Genomic DNA, 17,863 nt, shown 5'->3' with positions numbered 1-17,863 from the left:
TTCCAACATTCAAAATCAAAGTTTATGAGTTTTCAGACCAGCCTGAAATGAATTTGCTGTCCATGAATTCTTCCAAACCATACACACCGCCTTCACGCGCGCGACCTGAAGCTTTCACACCGCCAAATGCCGCACCACGCGCACGACTCTTACCATTCATTTCCACCATGCCCGCTTGCAACAAGCGGCTCAAACGGCGACGGCGTTCCAAATCAGACGTTTGCACATAATTGGTCAAACCGTAAATGGTGTCATTGGCAATGGCAACAGCTTCTTCTTCCGTATCAAATGGAATGATGGCCAAGACAGGACCAAAAATTTCATTGCGAGCGATGCCCATTTCATTGGTGACATTGGCAAAAACCGTCGGACGAACAAAATAACCTTCACTCAAATGCTCAGGCAAACCCGTACCACCCGCCACCAAAGTTGCACCTTCATCAATGCCCGCTTGAATCAAATCTTGAATTTTGTCCCATTGCAATTTGGAAATCACAGGACCGATGTGCGCACCTTCTTTGAATGCGACATCAACTGTGGTTTCTTCTGCCACTTGTTTGGCAATTTCAACTGCTTTGTCATAGAACGAGCGCTCTACCAACATGCGTGTTGGTGCATTACAAGATTGACCTGAATTGTAGAAACAATGGCGCACACCGCGAGCCACTGCATCGGCATCGGCATCGGCAAACACCAAGTTGGCACCTTTGCCGCCCAATTCCAACACCACTTTTTTCACAGTATCGGCAGAAGCTTTGGTAATGGCAATGCCGGCGCGTGTAGAACCTGTGAATGACACCATCGCCACATCTGGATGCACAGACAATTGCGTGCCCACACCCAAACCATCACCGTTGACCATATTGTAAACACCCGCAGGCAAGCCTGCTTCGTGCATGATTTCTGTCCACACAATCGATGACAATGGCGCAATTTCAGACGGTTTCAAAACCACAGTATCGCCTGCCAAAATCGCTGGAATCACTTTCAATGTCACTTGGTTCATCGGCCAGTTCCAAGGCGTAATGGCAGCCACCACACCCACAGGCTCCCAAGCCACCATGCTGTCATCGTTGCCATCTTTCAATGGGCGCACGAATTCAAAGTTTTTGAACGCTTCAATGAAGTTTTCAATGTGATAGACACCGCAATCGAATTGGTCTGCCAAAGACATGTCTTGTGGCGCACCCATTTCTAAACTGATAGCGTCTGCCATGTCTTGCGCACGGCGATTGTAAATTTCTAAGATTTTTTCCACATAAGCCAAACGGGTTTCTGGCGCAGTGGCAGCCCATGCTGGAAATGCGGCTTTCGCAGCGGCAACAGCGGCATCCGTATCTACTTGATCGCCCAAAGAAATCACCGCCACAGCCTGTTCGGTTGAAGGATCAATGACTTCCAAGTCACGAGCCACAGCAGGATTCACCCACTGACCATTGATATAAAACTGACGGTAATCTTTTAATTGTGTCATGTACTGCTCCTTTGATGAAGTTGCGGTCTAAAACAACATGTTGGAATACTGCAGAAAAAACAAAGATGGCTTGAAATACATCCACATCAAGATATCTTCATGCCATATCAAGATACCTGAGAAGATTTAACTGTGCAACACCCCCAACATTCCTAATAGGAAATATATTTAACAAATAAGAAACATCACACAATTGAAGTATCAAACCTTGCTATGGATTAAAAAAAGCGTCCTGTAAAATTACAGGACGCTTTCAATCAGCTACATTCAAAAGACTTAGTCAAGCATATACAACATGCCTGCGCCCGCACCGACAGAACCGTTAGGACTGCCTGTTGCCGAAGCCTTGAATACCCATTTGCCACCGTCAGAAATAGAAGAATAACCTACGGCATAACCAACTTGACCTTCATAAACACCAGTTGCCATTGACACACCGCTCTTACCTGGCAAGTAAACTTGTGGCAAGTTAGCGACTGCAATTGCTGTGGCGGTACCAGCTTGGGCTTCTTTTTCAACCGCATTGATACGGTTGTTCAAATTATTGCCCATTTGCTGCAATTGACCCACGTTAACTGCATCAGTCGGCGCGCGACCTGCTGCCACGTTGGACAAGGTAACAGGTGCTGTACCATCGTTAGCATCAATCACACCATCGCCATTGACATCGACAGTCGATGGCGAACCACCTACCAATGTCAAGTTGTTGCTGGCAATACCACCGTTAGCGACAGTTGGCGTGGCTTCATTAGAATATTGAATCACACCAGCACCACCATTAGCCAATTGACCTAAAGCTTCATTGGTTTGATATAACTGACTACCATTAATCGCATCGGTACTGTCTGCATTAATGCGGCCTGCAGCGACATTGGTAATGGTACGTTCCGCTTTCGCAGCACCCACACTCACCGTACCCACAGGAGCCGTACCTGCAAAAGCCCTTTCTTCGGTATCCGTCGCCAAAATCTTAATGCCTGTTGTACCAACGGCAGCAGATACTGTCGTGTTATGACCTAAAGCCACAGAACCTTGGAATGTCGCGCCATTGGCTTGGCTCATGTCTTCCGCATCTTTGCCAATTTTGACTTCATTACCCAAAACAAATGACTGGTTGGCATCAATCGTATTGTTATTACCAATACCATAAGCATTGTCAGCGTTGATGTAAGACAGGTCACCGATCGCACCAGAGTTGTTACCGTTAACCACGTTACCCGTACCAATACTGATAGACTGATTGCCCAATGCTTGCGAACCGTGACCAATCGCAATACTGCTTGCGCCGCCCACTACTGAATCATGACCAATGACCACCGAACTGGTCGCTGCGCTATTGGCAGTGGTACCGTGACCAAAAGCCACAGTGCTGTCAGCACCCGCTTCAATAATCGCATCCACACCAATCGCACTGGAGTTATTACCACCTGCACTTGAGTCGTTCGTGCTACCTAAACGACCTGGCGCATTGCTGCTGTTGGTATGGTGATATTGAATACCAGTGGTATTCATGGCATTGATGGTATCAATAATATTCAATTGATCCGTCTGAGCTTGACCTTGTACGTTAAACGTATCAAACAAATGCTCCAAATCGCCTATTGTGTTTTGCACATTTTGCGTTTGTTGATTCTGTTGCAAGAAGTATTGATTCAATTGATACACATTGACTGCATCATTATCATTGACACCAGCTGCAACATTGGTCACTTGTTTGCCACCTGCATCAATACCATTTTGATTGATGACAGGTCCTGTTTGGTTACCATTACCGTCTTTGAATGACAAACCATCTTGATTCACCACCGTTTGATTGCCTGTTGCTGCATCTTTAGCCACCAAACCATCCGCACCGTAATGGGCAGATTGTGAACCATTGCTAACCGTGGTACCTGTTTTATTCAAAGTCAAAGCCTGACCTTGGCCGTCATCGATTTTCACCGAATCCAATACCAAGTCTTTCTTCGTGGCAACGGTATAAACATCTTGACCAGCAGCGCCAACGGTTTGAGTTACAGTAATATTGTCACCTTGCACCACTTCGGTTTTAGCCGCTTGGGTTTGCGTATTCAAAGCTTGGAAAGCATCATGAATGTTGGTTGCACCTGTACCACCAATGTTTTGAATGTTCGGCGTAGCCTTACCATTGACATCTTGGTAAGCACCTGCACCTACCAAATCATGAATTTGGCTACCATTGACCGCATCACGCGAATCGGCAGCAATCGAACCTGCCGCAACATTGGTAATTAACAAATTACCTGCATTGATACCATTACTGCTAATCACTGGGCCTGTTGGCAAACCTGCAGCATCATTGAAGCTCAAACCATCCTGATTCAATAATGTATTACCTTGCGCCGTTTTCACTTCAAAACCTGCCTGAGTGAATTGGCTATAAGTATCACTTAATGTGTCACCTGAAGTCACACTATCAACTTGAATATTTTTACTCAAATCAAATGTCACATTGCCATTATTATTACTGATGACCATGTTTTGATCGGTATTACTCAAATCAACTTGACCATTCGGTCCCACATTGTGAGCAGCGCCACCGTTAGTAGACAAATTCCAACCTGAAGTCACTTGGCCATTCAAATCATTCAAAGCGTCCTGAACATTGTTATAAGTATTGCCATTAACCGCCAAGCTCGCTTCTACTTTGCCGGTGGTGGTATTAAACGTGCTACCGCCGCCTAAAGAGCTGGCAGTGCTATTACCAACTGCATACAACTGGCTGCCGTTCACCGCATCGGTAGAGCTGCCTGAAATCACACCAGCTGCCACATTGCCCAATACCATCGGCGTAGTCGTTTGACCATCGGCATTGCTCATAGATGCCATGACATCACCAGCATTCACCACCGTACCAGTGCCATCTGCTTTGGTGTTCCAGTCGCCGTTACTTTGTTTGTACACACGATCGCCATTGGCATTGGTATACACCACTGGCAATTGCGCTGCATCCACCACGCTTTGGGCATTCACATCAAAAGTGATATCGGTCACGCCATTGGCTTCCGTTGTCACTTTGGCTGTGGTCAACGTGCCATTGACGAAGTTGATTTTGTCACCCGGAGTCACAGTGCCTTTAGTCGTACCCGCTTGCTGTACGTCAAAGCCTGTATTCACATAAGTGTTCATTTGCGTCAACGCATCGCCCACATTGCCCGCTGCCGTTGCCAAAGTATTGCCTGCTGCATCGGTATAAACCACTGCATCGCCTGCGGCATTGGTCACTTGGTAGTTTGGTGCTGTCAACGCACCTGTGGTCGCATCCACACCGGCATTGCCACCCAAACTATTGGCAATGTTTTGGTTCGCTGCATACAACTGGCTGCCGTTCACCGCATCGGTAGAGCTGCCTGAAATCACACCAGCTGCCACATTGCCCAATACCATCGGCGTAGTCGTTTGACCATCGGCATTGCTCATAGAAGCCATCACGTTACCAGCATTGACTACATTACCTGAACCGTCTGCTTGAGTGTTCCAGTCGCCATTGCTTTGTTTGTACACACGATCGCCATTGGCATTGGTATACACCACTGGCAATTGCGCTGCATCCACCACGCTTTGGGCATTCACATCAAAAGTGATATCGGTCACGCCATTGGCTTCCGTTGTCACTTTGGCTGTGGTCAACGTGCCATTGACGAAGTTGATTTTGTCACCCGGAGTCACAGTGCCTTTAGTCGTACCCGCTTGCTGTACGTCAAAGCCTGTATTCACATAAGTGTTCATTTGCGTCAATGCATCGCCCACATTGCCCGCAGCCGTCGCCAAAGTGTTGCCTGCTGCATCGGTGTAAACCACTGCATCGCCTGCGGCATTGGTCACTTGGTAGTTTGGTGCGGTCAACGCACCTGTGGTCGCATCCACACCAGCATTGCCACCCAAGCTATTGGCAATGTTTTGGTTCGCGGCATACAACTGGCTGCCGTTCACCGCATCGGTAGAGCTGCCTGAAACTTCACCTGCAGCCACATTGCCCAATACCATCGGTGTAGTCGTTTGACCATCGGCATTGCTCATAGAAGCCATCACGTTACCAGCATTGACTACATTACCTGAACCGTCTGCTTGAGTGTTCCAGTCGCCATTGCTTTGTTTGTACACACGGTCGCCATTGGCATTGGTGTACACCACTGGCAATTGCGCTGCATCCACCACGCTTTGGGCATTCACATCAAAAGTGATATCGGTCACGCCATTGGCTTCCGTTGTCACTTTGGCTGTGGTCAACGTGCCATTGACGAAGTTGATTTTGTCACCCGGAGTCACAGTGCCTTTGGTCGTACCTGCTTGCTGCACGTCAAAGCCTGTATTCACATAAGTGTTCATTTGCGTCAATGCATCGCCCACATTGCCCGCAGCCGTCGCCAAAGTGTTGCCTGCTGCATCGGTGTAAACCACTGCATCGCCTGCGGCATTGGTCACTTGGTAGTTTGGCGCTGTCAACGCACCTGTGGTCGCATCCACACCAGCATTGCCACCCAAGCTATTGGCAATGTTTTGGTTCGCGGCATACAACTGGCTGCCGTTCACTGCATCGGTAGAGCTGCCTGAAACCTCACCGGCTGCCACATTGCCCAATACCATCGGCGTAGTCGTTTGACCATCGGCATTGCTCATAGATGCCATGACATCACCAGCATTCACCACCGTACCAGTGCCATCTGCTTTGGTGTTCCAGTCGCCGTTACTTTGTTTGTACACACGATCGCCATTGGCATTGGTATACACCACTGGCAATTGCGCTGCATCCACCACGCTTTGGGCATTCACATCAAAAGTGATATCGGTCACGCCATTGGCTTCCGTTGTCACTTTGGCTGTGGTCAACGTGCCATTGACGAAGTTGATTTTGTCACCCGGAGTCACAGTGCCTTTGGTCGTACCTGCTTGCTGTACGTCAAAGCCTGTATTCACATAAGTGTTCATTTGCGTCAATGCATCGCCCACATTGCCCGCAGCCGTCGCCAAAGTGTTGCCTGCTGCATCGGTGTAAACCACTGCATCGCCTACAGCATTGGTCACTTGGTAGTTTGGTGCTGTCAACGCACCTGTGGTCGCATCCACACCCGCATTGCCACCCAAACTGTTGGCAATGTTTTGGTTCGCTGCATACAACTGGCTGCCGTTCACCGCCTGCTTAGATTGACCAGAAACCAAGCCTTCAGACACACCATTGATGACTTGATTACCTAGGTTAATACCATCATTGGTAATGCTGACTGTATTGCCTTTACTTGATGCAATATTCAAACCCGTACTGTTCAATACGCTGTCACCAGTAGTTACACTGTCAAACTGCACATTTTTTGCAACACGAAGAGCAATTGTGCCTCTAATCTGATCCAATTCTAGATTTTCGCCCACTGAAAAAGTCAAAGTATCTCCAGGTGACATTTTTTGCGGACCCGTGGTTGTGAGCGCTCCTCCAGCAAAGACTGAATTCACATACCAGCCTTTTTCCGCCGTATCTTTCACATTGCTCAATTTCATAGCCACTGCATACAATTGACTGCCATTAATAGCATCGGTACTGGTTTGTGTCAGTTGTCCTGGGGCCACATGTTTGATTTGACGTTCTTTACCTGCACTACCTATAGAAACTTGACGTCCAGTATCATAAATAGTGCCGGCAAATGCGTTGGTTCCGGTAAAGTTATCAAACAAAATGCCGCCAATTTCGGCTTGTGTCACTTTGACAGCATCTGTTGAGGTCTGACTACCTGCGCCCAATGCGATAGAGCCATCTTTATTCGCTGTTGCACCAACGCCCAATGCGGTTGCAGCCAAGCCATCCGCTTGTCTACGTGTACCAAACGCAGTCGACAAATCGCCCATTGAACCGGCCTGTACACCAATAGCCACTGCGGCATGACCTGCTGAAGTACCAAAATACTGATTGGTCGCTCCAGTTTTACCGTCATAAGCACGCACCAAATTATCACCAGTAATATCTTTATAAGCCTTGGCTGTGTCACTGTTATTACTAGTACCTGCTGCTGCGTTCAAGTCATCCCCGCCAATGGCAATCGATGAGTTACCCACCGCACGCACATTGGCACCCAAACCCACAGCTTGTGAACCATATGCATAAGACTCATAACCAATCGCAATCGCTTGATTGTTACCATCTGGAGTGGTGTAGACCTTATCTACACCCTTCACTTTAACCGTATGTGTGCCTTTGGTTTTGGCATCCCCACCCAACGCAATTGATCGTGTACCGTCGGCTACCGCACCTGCTCCAATCGCAACAGTACCACCATTATTAACACCGCCATCCGCAGCATAAGCAGCGTGTGCTTGTTGTGGTGTCGTCAATGTCCCAACCACCGCCACGGCCATCACGCTCATCACTGGCGTAAACACAATCGTATTCAAAAGCGCTCGAACACGAGTGCGACGTGAAGAAGAACTGTGACTATTTTCGATTTCTGCAACTGCAACATAAGTCTCTAAAGACTCATTCCAAATAACCTTGTAGATTTTATTCATAATTGACAAGCGACCTGTAATTTAAAATGCTTATATCAGTTGGCATAAAATGTAGTATGCATACCAAACCAAAACTGAAAAACATCATATTCAAGTTGAAAAAAGATAATTGTGCTGTGTGTCCATCCGAACACTAATTTATTAATGCTAATTAAATAAAAATTATGTTGGGCATATAAGCAAATACAATACCATTTTTAAAAAAATTAACACTAATAAATGGAACTTATTCATAAACATACTAAGTTAATGATATTTTAGAGATATATCTATACGGATTCCCAATAAATAAAACTTATTAACAATAACAAGTTAATGCAAACGGACAATAACAAACACAACAAACAAAATCTTATTTCAAATAAGCATTTGAATTTGCAATAAAGAATTGGAATTGCATATGCAATTCCAATATTCTGCTTCTTGCCATTTACCAATAAAATCAAATATTTACTCTATTTTGTGATACACAACCGCAACAACTTCGACCAACTCCAAACCATCAGGCATGTGCAAGCGCACTTCATCGCCTTCACGCGCCTTAATCAATGCTTTGGCCAAAGGCGAAATCCAAGAAATTTTGCCTTTAGACGTATCAATTTCATCGATACCGACAATTTTCACCACTTGTTCTTCACCACTTTCTCGCCAAATTGTTACCGTCGCACCAAAGAAAATTTGATCAGTGGCTTCACGGGTTTCGGGATCAACGACTTCGGCAATTTCCAAGCGTTTGGTCAAAAAACGAATGCGGCGGTCTATCTCACGCAGACGGCGTTTGCCATATTGATAGTCGGCATTTTCACTGCGATCACCATTACTGGCCGCCCAATTGACCACATTGGTCACTTCAGGACGCTCTCTGTGAACCAAATGGTAAAGCTCATCTTTCAAAGCCTGCCAACCTTGCGGTGTGATGTAATTGCGCACAGGTGCGACATTGTCTGTTTCTTTATTCATAAAACGGATTTCTGTTGTGAAGAACGGCTTAATAAATAAGCCAAAACGGTTTGACGGTGTACCACACGCTCACTAGCGGCCTGTAAGCTGGCAACTTCACCCCAATACACCAATTTGTTTTTCGCACGGGTAATGGCCGTATACAGCAAAGCACAATCGTAGTCTTCGGCATGTTCGGCAGCACCCAATGGCGGCAACAACCATATTTCAGAAAATTCCGAGCCTTGGCTTTTGTGTACCGTCATTGCAAAAGCATCTTCGTGTTGCGGCAAACGGCTTAATGCCACTTCACGCATGCCATCGAAAGTTGGGAAATACGCTTGCAAACGGCCTTTTGCATCGCGCAATACCACGCCCACATCGCCATTGAACAAGCCCATTTCAGCGTGGTTACGGACAATCATAATCGCTTGACCGTGATACCAAAAACCATGCGATTCATCCCAACGATTTTGCTGTTTCAAAATCTCACGCAAGGCCAAATTGATTTGTTCAGCATCATGACGACGCACCGTCAAAACCATGCGCTTGAGCCAAACCGCAAATACCGCAGCAGCATTGCCATCGTCGACGGCATGCCAATATTCTTGCTGTGCCAGCCACAAATGCCATGCCAACATACGAGTGTATTCAGGTACAGGACGCATCTCAATATCGGCAAATTGTTCAAACAAATCTTGCAAACGCTCACCCTCTTGCCGCAACACAGCTCCTGCCAATTGCCCGATGCCGCTATCGGCTTTGAAACGGTGGCTGATATTCAAACGGGCAGTTTGTGCTGCCAACATAGGCACCTCGTCAGCACTGTCCCAATCGACCTGTAAACCCCATGCATCCAATAAGGCTTTTTGCTCAGGCAACACTTGCGTCTTAGCTGGCAATAATGACAACAAATCCCCCATGCCCACAGGTGGCAATTGATCGGCATCACCTAGTAAAATCAGGCGGGTGTCATTATCAACAGCAGCCAATAAATGGCGCAACATCGAACTGTCTAACATCGATGTTTCATCAATCACAATAATGTCATAAGGCAAAGTGTGTTTGGCATGGTAGCGCGGCAACATTTTAGGCGGCATCATTCCTAGCAAACGGTGCAAGGTTTTGCCTTCTAAATTGAGCAAATTTTGCGCAGTAGCCGCAGAAATCAGTGCATGGTCTTGCAATCGTTGCAAACTACCACGCAAAGACTCGGTCATGCGTGCCGCCGCTTTACCTGTGGGCGCTGCCAAAGCAATGCGTGGCTGTTCCACCTTGCCATCGGACAACAAACACAAAAGCTTGGCAACCGTGGTGGTTTTGCCTGTGCCCGGGCCGCCTGTAATAATCGCCAATTGGTTCAAACATGCCAAAGCCGCAGCTTGTTTTTGTTGCCAACTACTAGGCTCATCAAACAAACGGTTTAGCAAATCCGCCAAAGACTGTGTTGGAATGATAGTGCGACTCAAGCGTTGCAAATGTTGCGCAATCTCCGCCTCCAATTGCCACACCCGCCCCAAAGCCAATTGACCTTGAGCAAATGCCACCAAGGGCGTAGATGCTTGGTAAACACCATCCATTTTGTGCGCTTCACCCACGATGGGAGCAGCGTCCTGTAAACGAGAACGCTCGTGTTTGGGCAAAACAATGCAAGAATCGCCATCGTGAAATGCCACAAACAAACGCTCCAACCACGGCTGTACAATGTCTGCCGCTTCTGGCGCGTATTTGCGCAAATTTTGATAAGTCGACTGCGCTTGAAACTGTGCTACTTGCTCCATATTGCCCCCTTACGATTGCTCTTCACAGACTATTTTTGCATGGCAAACGGCATTAACTGCCCTTCACGCATCATCAAAACACGGTCAAAACGATTGGCCAATTCTTCATCATGCGTCACCACCACCAAAGCCGTTCCCAATTCGCTTTGCAAATCCAGCATCAAATCCAAAATCACTTGCGCATTTTTACGGTCTAAATTGCCTGTCGGTTCATCGGCAAGCAAACATTTGGGACGGGTCACCAAAGCCCGCGCAATCGCCGCACGTTGCCTTTCGCCACCTGACAACTCAGCAGGGCGATGCAACAAACGTTCTTTCAAACCGACTTTTTCCAACATTTGTGTCGCACGCTCAGTGGCTTCGGCTTTGGAAACTTTGCCAATGAGCAGTGGCATCATCACGTTTTCCAATGCGGAAAACTCATTGAGCAAATGGTGAAACTGATACACAAAACCCAAATACTGATTGCGCAACAAACCCAATTCTTTTTGATTCAGGCCGCTCAATTGCTTGCCCATCAAAGTCACACTGCCGCTAGAAGGCTCATCCAAGCCGCCCAACAAATGCAACAAAGTCGATTTGCCACTGCCTGAAGCGCCGACAATGCTGACACTCTCGCCCGCTTGCACTTGCAAATTCAATTCGTGAATCACATCAACTTTGAGTTTGCCATCTTGATAGGTGCGCGCCACGTTTTGACACAACAATACGGTTTCATCATTCATAGCGCAAAGCCTCCGCAGGTTGGGTGCGTGCTGCCGACCAGCTTGGGTATAAAGTCGCCAAGAAAGACATCAACAAAGAAATCGCCACAATAATCAACACATCGCTCATACGCACATCGCTAGGCAAGTAATCAATAAAATAAGTTTGCGCATTGATCAAACGGGTGCCTGTCAGTTGTTCGTAAAAATGCACCATTTTGCCAATATTCAAACCAATAACCACGCCACCGACCACGCCAAAGAGCGTTCCAAAAAAGCCTGCAATCGCCCCTTGCACCATGAAAATTTTCATAATGGATGCAGGCGACATACCCAAAGTGCGTAAAATAGCAATGTCGGCTTGTTTTTCATTGACCGCCATCACCAAAGACGACACCAAATTGAACGCGGCCACAATCACAATACAGCTCAAAATGATGGTCATCATTTTCTTTTCCAACTCTACCGCTTCAAAATAACTGCGGTTTTGATACGTCCAATCGCGCGCCCACACCATATTTTGTTCCGCAACAGGAATGATGGTGTCCAGTTGCTCAGGCGCAGTAGCAGGATCTGCCAGCTTCAAACGCACACCACTGACCGCATCACCCATGCGATACAACACTTGAGCGTCCTGTAAATTGACCATCGCCAAAGTCGAATCCACTTCAAACATTTTGGTTTGTACCACACCAACCACATTGAATTGTTTCAAGCGTGGCGTGACACCTGCAGGCGTGACATTGCCTTCAGGCGTAATCACAGTCACTTTTTCACCCACCATCACGCCCAGCAACATCGCCAAATCTTTGCCCAAAATAATGTTGAATTCGCCCTCACGCAAATCCGCCAATTGACCGCCTTCCACATTCTTGGCGTAATCTACCACCGCGCTTTCTTGCGCAGGATCAACCCCTCGCAATTGCACGCCACGCATTTCGCCTGAATTGGCAAGCAACGCTTGGTCGGCAACATAAGGAGCTGAAGCGACGACAGCAGGATTGTTTTTGACCATGGTTTGCAAATCTTGCCAAGGTCTGCCGCCACCTTCATCGAAATAACCAATTTCCATATGTGGTGCAACCGATAACAATTGCCCACGAATTTCTTTTTGAAAGCCATTCATCACCGACAACACCACAATCAAAGCCATCACACCTAAAGCGATGCCTGCTACCGAAATGAGTGAAATGAACGACACGAAACCATTGCGCTTTTTCGCGCGCAAATAGCGTAGTCCTATCCAAGTTTCCAACTGAGCCATGAAGCCTAAACCGTTGACATAAAGAAATTGATTGTAACCGAGTTTACAAGCGTCCTGAAATAAAACCCCGATAAGGTTTACTTGTTCTAACTTGCCAAGTTTGGCATCATCTGTTGGTAATGAATTGAGAAAGATGGGTTCAAAGTGAACAAAGATTACATGCAACAAGCCATTAGCGAGGCGCAACAAGGCATTCACGCAGGTCACGGTGGTCCGTTTGGCTGTGTGATTGTCAAAAATGGTGAAATCATTGGCAGCGGTCACAATGAAGTATTAAAGCAAAACGATCCGACTTGTCATGGCGAAGTGATGGCCATTCGGGATGCATGCAAAAATTTGGGGACGCACGATTTGAGCGGTGCGGAGCTGTATACCACTGCCGAGCCTTGCCCGATGTGTTTGGGTGCGATTTTGTGGGCGAATATTGGACAAGTGTATTATGGCTGCAATATTCAAGATACCGATCAAATCGGTTTTCGTGACGAAGTGTTTTATCGCATCGCCACGCCTGAAGGCAAGGCCAAATTATTGCAAGAACACGAGCGTGAAGCTTGTTTGGAATTGTTCCAAGAATATGCCAACATTGATGGCAAAACACTGTATTAAAATGGCTTAAAACCAAACCAAAGCGTCCTGTAAACATTTACAGGACGCTTTTTGTTAACCTGTTTAAGGTACAAAACTGAAAAACAAATACGCCACAAAAATACACAAATGCACAATGCCCGGCAAAATTGTGGTACGTCCTGTACGCAAGGAAATGGTGACCACAAACAAAGACAAGGTCAATAATGTAATCGATTTGGTATCCAAGCCCAATTCTAGCGGCCAACCCATAAACACCGACAACAACGCCACCACAGGAATGGTCAAGCCGATGCTGGCAATGGCGGAACCGATTGCCAAATTCAAACTCGCTTGCAAACGATTGGCGCGCGCCGCGCGCATCGCTGCACCAAACTCAGGCATTAATACAATCGCCGCAATCACAATGCCTAAAGTGGCCAACGGCGCCCCCATTTTGCCCAAAAATGCTTCCAGCGTTGGCGAAATGCTTTTCGCACTCAAAACCACCACCACCAAAGACAACAACAACATACCAAAACTCGTCCATACTTCTTTCATGCTCGGCGGCTCGATGTCATCCACATACATAACATCGCCCTCTTTGCTAACCACTAAAAAATAATCGCGGTGGCGCATGGTTTGAAAAAAAGTAAACGCAGCAAACAAAACCAAAGTCATCAGCGCCACAAAAATCAATTGTTTGGTCGAATAAACGGTTCCAGCTTCAGAAGTTGCATAATTGGGCAAAATCAACGCCATCACCACAATCACCGTCATCGTTCCCAACGAAGCGGTCACGCCTTCCAAACTGTAATCTTGTGTATGGTGTTTCAGGCCGCCTATGAGCAAACTGGCACCAATAATGCCATTCACAATAATCATCACCGCCGCAAAAATAGTGTCGCGTGCCAAACCCATCGCATTGTCACCACCTGACAACATCATCGACACAATCAAAGCCACTTCGATAATCGTCACCGACAAAGCCAAAACCAAAGTGCCAAATGGCTCACCAACTTTGTGGGCAATCACTTCAGCATGGTGTACTGCTGCCACCACGCCACCGACCAAGCCCAAACTCAACAACAACGTCATCAATGGGAAACCCGATACCAACCAAGACAACAATAAAACCGCAGCCCCCACAGCAGGCACTGCCAAAGTCCACATGGGATTGTGTTGCATATGTTCAGTCGCCATATTCATACCTTTTTCAAACCAATTTCAATCATTAACTTGGCATGTTTCCAATGCCATTGTGACTATCCGACTGTCAATTGCGTGTATTGGTTCGTTTCCCTAAATATGCCTAAATCTTGAAAACAAGATGATGTTTGCATCATCAAGACATTTGCCCAAACAATTACAAACACTTAAAAACTTTAATTCCATGCCAACTTTATTTTTAGCGTATAATCCTTGCCCTTTATCTACTTATTAAGTCTTGTCTGAATTATGTCTGAAAAAACCAAAGCCGAACTAGAAGCCAATAAACTGATGAAGCGTTTGCGCCACGCTGTTGGTGATGCCATTAACGACTTTGGCATGATTGAACAAGGCGATAAAATCATGGTGTGTTTGTCAGGTGGCAAAGACTCTTATGCCATGCTCGATATTTTGATGGGCTTGAAAAAATCAGCGCCGATTGATTTTGAATTGGTGGCGGTCAATTTAGACCAAAAACAACCAGGCTTTCCAACCCACATCTTGCCTGAATACTTAGAAGGCTTGGGCATTGAATACCACATCATCGAAGAAGACACTTACAGCGTCGTCAAGCGCGTGGTGCCTGAAGGCAAAACCACTTGCGCTTTGTGCAGCCGTTTGCGCCGTGGCATTTTGTACCGTGTCGCCAAAGAATTGGGCTGCACCAAAATCGCTTTGGGTCATCACCGTGATGACATCTTAGAAACCATGTTCTTGAACATGTTCTTTGGCGGCAAACTCAAAGCCATGCCACCTAAATTGGTATCGGACAATGGCGAACACATCGTTATCCGTCCTTTGGCGTATGTGAAAGAAAAAGATTTGGTGCGTTTCGCACAAATTCGCGAGTTTCCAATCATTCCGTGTAATTTGTGTGGCTCACAACCGAATTTACAACGCCAAGTGGTCAAAGAAATGTTGGAAGATTGGGACAAACGTTTTCCAGGACGCATAGAATCAATGTTCAGCGCCTTGCAAAACGTGGTACCGTCACATTTGGCCGACCCTGAATTGTTTGATTTTAAAGGCTTACAGCGTGGTCAAGAATTGCCTCATGGTGGGGACACTGCTTTTGACAAAGAAGAATTCAAAGCACCGAGCAAAGTCATCAGCATTTTAGACAGCCGCAGCAAAATTTCGGAACCACAAGGATGCGATTAAGCGCTTTAATCTGTTTGAGTGTATTGGGTTTGAGCGCTTGCCAAACCCATACCATCAGCGAATCATCTCAAGAATTGGCACGATTGCAGCAAGATCGTGCCCGTTTGAATCGGGTCTATGCCACCGCTGAAACCACTATTTTAGAGCAACAGAAAACCGATGCCGCTTATGCAGCCGCTCGCACCCATTTTCAAGCTTTGCGCCAATTGCGTTTCAAAGCTTGCGCCAATCCAGCCTCTCCCAATCTGGCTTTGCGCTTGCAATTGGTACAATGCCAATATGCGGCCTTAAATCAAGATTACCAACAGCTTTACCATTGGCAACAAAGCCATTATCAATTTCCGCCACGCGTGGCCGTACCACAAAACTAAAAACCAACGCAGTGTTCACACGGCATCCATCATCAAAACGCCATGCACAGCCACAATTTAAACTGTGCTTTATGTTAAAATTCAAGCTTTATTGCATCGAAAAAACACACACATGACCCGTCACCCGTATCAGCGCTTACGGGCGCAACAATTTGAATTGCCTGAAGTGGGCATTTCTGAAGAAAACAACATTCGCTCTTTGCATTTGGGTAGTCCGACCATTCAAAGCTCGATGAATTTGGACAACCCAAGCCAATTGGTATTGTCATATAGCCGTGCCATGATGGCGTGGTTGTTGTTTCGTGATGCGCCCCGTCACATCACCCAAATCGGCTTGGGTGGCGGCTCGTTTGCCCGTTGGATTGCCGAATATTGCCCGCAAACCATGCAAACTGTGGTCGACATTCATCCTCAAGTGATTGCCATTGCGCAATCCATGTTCGACATTCCTGAAGAAAGCGACACCTTCGAAATCATCGAAGCCGATGGCGCTGATTACATCAAAACCATGCGTGGCGGCACCGATGTGATTTTGGTCGATGGTTTTGATGGTGAACAAATCATTGATGCATTTGTCGATGTACCGTTTTTTGAAGATTGTCGTACAGCGTTAAGCAACGACGGTATTTTTGTCACAAACTGGTGGCAAGGTGACAAGCGTTTTGATTTGTTTGTCGAAAAACTGCGCATCGTGTTTGAAGACCGAGTCTTGCTCGTTCCAGCACAAACCCATGGCAATATTGCGGTGTTCGCTTTCAAGCAAGCGCCTGAAATGAATTTGGACAAATTGAAAAAACGGGCAGAGGCACTGGAAAGCCAATACGGTTTGGAGTTTTTGCAAATGCTCACTTCATTGAAATCTCGCCATCAACACAATGGCAAAGTCTTGCAATTCACGCCTGCTTAAAGCAAGCGTCCTGTAAAAGGATGGAAGATGTCTTATTTTGAACGCCACGTTTTTGTGTGCACCAATAGCCGTAACGATGCTTGCCGCAAGTCTTGTGGTGACAACAATGTCGGCAAACAAGCCGCAGGAGTCATTAAAAACGAAAGCATGAAAGCGCAAATTCACGGCATCGGCAAAGTGCGCGTGACCCAAAGCAGTTGCTTGGGTCGCTGTGAAGAAGGTCCGTTGCTGGTGATTTACCCTGAAGCGCGTTGGTATGCTTATCACAATGAAGACGATTTGAAAGAAATTGTCGAATCTGATTTGCAAAACCAACAACCTGTGACCCGTTTGTTATTGAAATAAAACCATGTTAAAACTTCCTGAAATTGTTTGGATCAATGGCCCTACAGGCCGCTTAGAAACCATTTACATGCCCGCTCAAGGTCAAGCTGTCGGCGTGGCTGTCATCAACCACCCCAACCCAACCCAAGGCGGCACCCATACCAACAAAGTGATTCAAACCGTTGCCAAATCTTTGAGTCGCCAAGGCTGGCATTGTTATTTGCCCAATTTGCGTGGCGTGGGCAATAGCGAAGGTGTGCATGACTTTGGGGTGGGCGAAATCATGGATGTGGTGGCGGTGGCGCATTTTGCCCAAGCGCAACACACTGATTGTCCCAAATTGACCGTCGCAGGTTTTTCGTTCGGTGGCTTTGTGTCCGCCAATAGCGCACAACATTTGAACATCGACCATTTGATTTTGCTTGCGCCTGCGGTGATGAAATATGCAAATCATGCCGCGCCTGTGCCACATCCTGAGCGTACCATCATCATTCATGGCAATGCCGACGATGTGGTGGCGTTGGAAGACTCTTTTGTTTGGGGACAAGCGCAAGGCATCAGCACAATCGTCATGCCACAAGCAGGTCATTTTTTCCACGGACGTTTGATTGAATTGGGCAAACTCATCGACCGTTTCGGCTTGTGTTGAACA

Annotated in this window: 13 protein-coding genes; 6 read left to right on the top strand and 7 right to left on the bottom strand. The window is 46.8% G+C overall.

Annotated features, from left to right (window positions below; translation table 11 throughout):
• Positions 1–22: 22 nt before the first annotated feature.
• From ADP71_RS01535 to ADP71_RS01510, 6 genes are all read right to left on the bottom strand, one after another.
• Complete coding sequence (locus ADP71_RS01535) at positions 23–1,474, bottom strand: aldehyde dehydrogenase family protein (RefSeq protein ID WP_171460837.1); 1,452 nt, start codon at positions 1,472–1,474, stop codon at positions 23–25.
• A gap of 276 nt (positions 1,475–1,750) precedes the next feature.
• Positions 1,751–7,987 (bottom strand): ESPR-type extended signal peptide-containing protein, encoded by a 6,237-nt coding sequence (locus ADP71_RS01530; RefSeq protein WP_171460836.1) that lies wholly within the window; start codon positions 7,985–7,987, stop codon positions 1,751–1,753.
• Between the two features lie 450 nt (positions 7,988–8,437).
• Positions 8,438–8,947: a transcription elongation factor GreB gene (gene greB, locus ADP71_RS01525; protein WP_019958345.1), complete on the bottom strand. Its 510-nt coding sequence runs from the start codon at positions 8,945–8,947 to the stop codon at positions 8,438–8,440.
• Entirely contained in the window at positions 8,944–10,707 is a 1,764-nt protein-coding gene (gene recD / locus ADP71_RS01520; RefSeq protein ID WP_019958344.1) for an exodeoxyribonuclease V subunit alpha, read from the bottom strand. The genes greB and recD overlap by 4 nt, the downstream gene beginning before the upstream one ends.
• A 29-nt stretch (positions 10,708–10,736) precedes the next feature.
• Positions 10,737–11,432 (bottom strand): lipoprotein-releasing ABC transporter ATP-binding protein LolD, encoded by a 696-nt coding sequence (gene lolD / locus ADP71_RS01515; protein WP_019958343.1) that lies wholly within the window; start codon positions 11,430–11,432, stop codon positions 10,737–10,739.
• Complete coding sequence (locus tag ADP71_RS01510) at positions 11,425–12,675, bottom strand: lipoprotein-releasing ABC transporter permease subunit (RefSeq protein ID WP_026353553.1); 1,251 nt, start codon at positions 12,673–12,675, stop codon at positions 11,425–11,427. The genes lolD and ADP71_RS01510 overlap by 8 nt, the downstream gene beginning before the upstream one ends.
• Before the next feature lie 144 nt (positions 12,676–12,819).
• Between ADP71_RS01510 and ADP71_RS01505 the strand changes: the two genes are divergently transcribed.
• Positions 12,820–13,281 carry a nucleoside deaminase gene (locus tag ADP71_RS01505; RefSeq protein WP_237343031.1) on the top strand — a complete coding sequence of 154 codons (462 nt, stop codon included), beginning with the start codon at positions 12,820–12,822 and terminating at the stop codon, positions 13,279–13,281.
• Positions 13,282–13,344: 63 nt separating this feature from the next.
• Here ADP71_RS01505 and ADP71_RS01500 read toward each other — a convergent pair whose 3' ends face one another.
• Positions 13,345–14,442, bottom strand: coding sequence for a calcium:proton antiporter (locus tag ADP71_RS01500; protein ID WP_237343030.1), 1,098 nt, complete (start codon positions 14,440–14,442; stop codon positions 13,345–13,347).
• Between the two features lie 255 nt (positions 14,443–14,697).
• On the opposite strand from ADP71_RS01500, the gene ttcA reads away from it, so the two are divergent.
• The 5 genes from ttcA (at position 14,698) to ADP71_RS01475 (ending at position 17,860) form a co-directional block, all read left to right on the top strand.
• Entirely contained in the window at positions 14,698–15,609 is a 912-nt protein-coding gene (gene ttcA, locus ADP71_RS01495) for a tRNA 2-thiocytidine(32) synthetase TtcA (protein WP_019958339.1), read from the top strand.
• A complete protein-coding gene (locus ADP71_RS01490; RefSeq protein WP_104931324.1) occupies positions 15,600–15,980 on the top strand; it encodes a hypothetical protein in 381 nt (126 codons plus the stop codon). Before ttcA ends, ADP71_RS01490 begins: the two co-directional genes overlap by 10 nt.
• A gap of 112 nt (positions 15,981–16,092) precedes the next feature.
• Entirely contained in the window at positions 16,093–16,887 is a 795-nt protein-coding gene (locus tag ADP71_RS01485; protein ID WP_019958337.1) for a polyamine aminopropyltransferase, read from the top strand.
• A gap of 27 nt (positions 16,888–16,914) precedes the next feature.
• Positions 16,915–17,232, top strand: coding sequence for a (2Fe-2S) ferredoxin domain-containing protein (locus ADP71_RS01480; RefSeq protein ID WP_104931323.1), 318 nt, complete (start codon positions 16,915–16,917; stop codon positions 17,230–17,232).
• Positions 17,233–17,236: 4 nt separating this feature from the next.
• Positions 17,237–17,860 carry an alpha/beta hydrolase gene (locus ADP71_RS01475; RefSeq protein ID WP_019958335.1) on the top strand — a complete coding sequence of 208 codons (624 nt, stop codon included), beginning with the start codon at positions 17,237–17,239 and terminating at the stop codon, positions 17,858–17,860.
• Positions 17,861–17,863: the final 3 nt, after the last annotated feature.

This window comes from Vitreoscilla sp. C1, from assembly GCF_002951955.2.
Classification (GTDB): domain Bacteria; phylum Pseudomonadota; class Gammaproteobacteria; order Burkholderiales; family Neisseriaceae; genus Vitreoscilla; species Vitreoscilla stercoraria.
This window is presented reverse-complemented; position numbering and strand designations above follow the sequence as displayed.

Excerpts from the sequence above, each read along its gene's own strand:
- ADP71_RS01535 (WP_171460837.1), bottom strand. The coding sequence starts at position 1,474 with ATGACACAATTAAAAGATTACCGTCAGTTTTATATCAATGGTCAGTGG.
- ADP71_RS01530 (WP_171460836.1), bottom strand. The coding sequence starts at position 7,987 with ATGAATAAAATCTACAAGGTTATTTGGAATGAGTCTTTAGAGACTTAT.
- greB (WP_019958345.1), bottom strand. The coding sequence starts at position 8,947 with ATGAATAAAGAAACAGACAATGTCGCACCTGTGCGCAATTACATCACA.
- recD (WP_019958344.1), bottom strand. The coding sequence starts at position 10,707 with ATGGAGCAAGTAGCACAGTTTCAAGCGCAGTCGACTTATCAAAATTTG.
- lolD (WP_019958343.1), bottom strand. The coding sequence starts at position 11,432 with ATGAATGATGAAACCGTATTGTTGTGTCAAAACGTGGCGCGCACCTAT.
- ADP71_RS01510 (WP_026353553.1), bottom strand. The coding sequence starts at position 12,675 with ATGGCTCAGTTGGAAACTTGGATAGGACTACGCTATTTGCGCGCGAAA.
- ADP71_RS01500 (WP_237343030.1), bottom strand. The coding sequence starts at position 14,442 with ATGGCGACTGAACATATGCAACACAATCCCATGTGGACTTTGGCAGTG.
- ttcA (WP_019958339.1), top strand. The coding sequence starts at position 14,698 with ATGTCTGAAAAAACCAAAGCCGAACTAGAAGCCAATAAACTGATGAAG.
- ADP71_RS01490 (WP_104931324.1), top strand. The coding sequence starts at position 15,600 with ATGCGATTAAGCGCTTTAATCTGTTTGAGTGTATTGGGTTTGAGCGCT.
- ADP71_RS01485 (WP_019958337.1), top strand. The coding sequence starts at position 16,093 with ATGACCCGTCACCCGTATCAGCGCTTACGGGCGCAACAATTTGAATTG.
- ADP71_RS01480 (WP_104931323.1), top strand. The coding sequence starts at position 16,915 with ATGTCTTATTTTGAACGCCACGTTTTTGTGTGCACCAATAGCCGTAAC.
- ADP71_RS01475 (WP_019958335.1), top strand. The coding sequence starts at position 17,237 with ATGTTAAAACTTCCTGAAATTGTTTGGATCAATGGCCCTACAGGCCGC.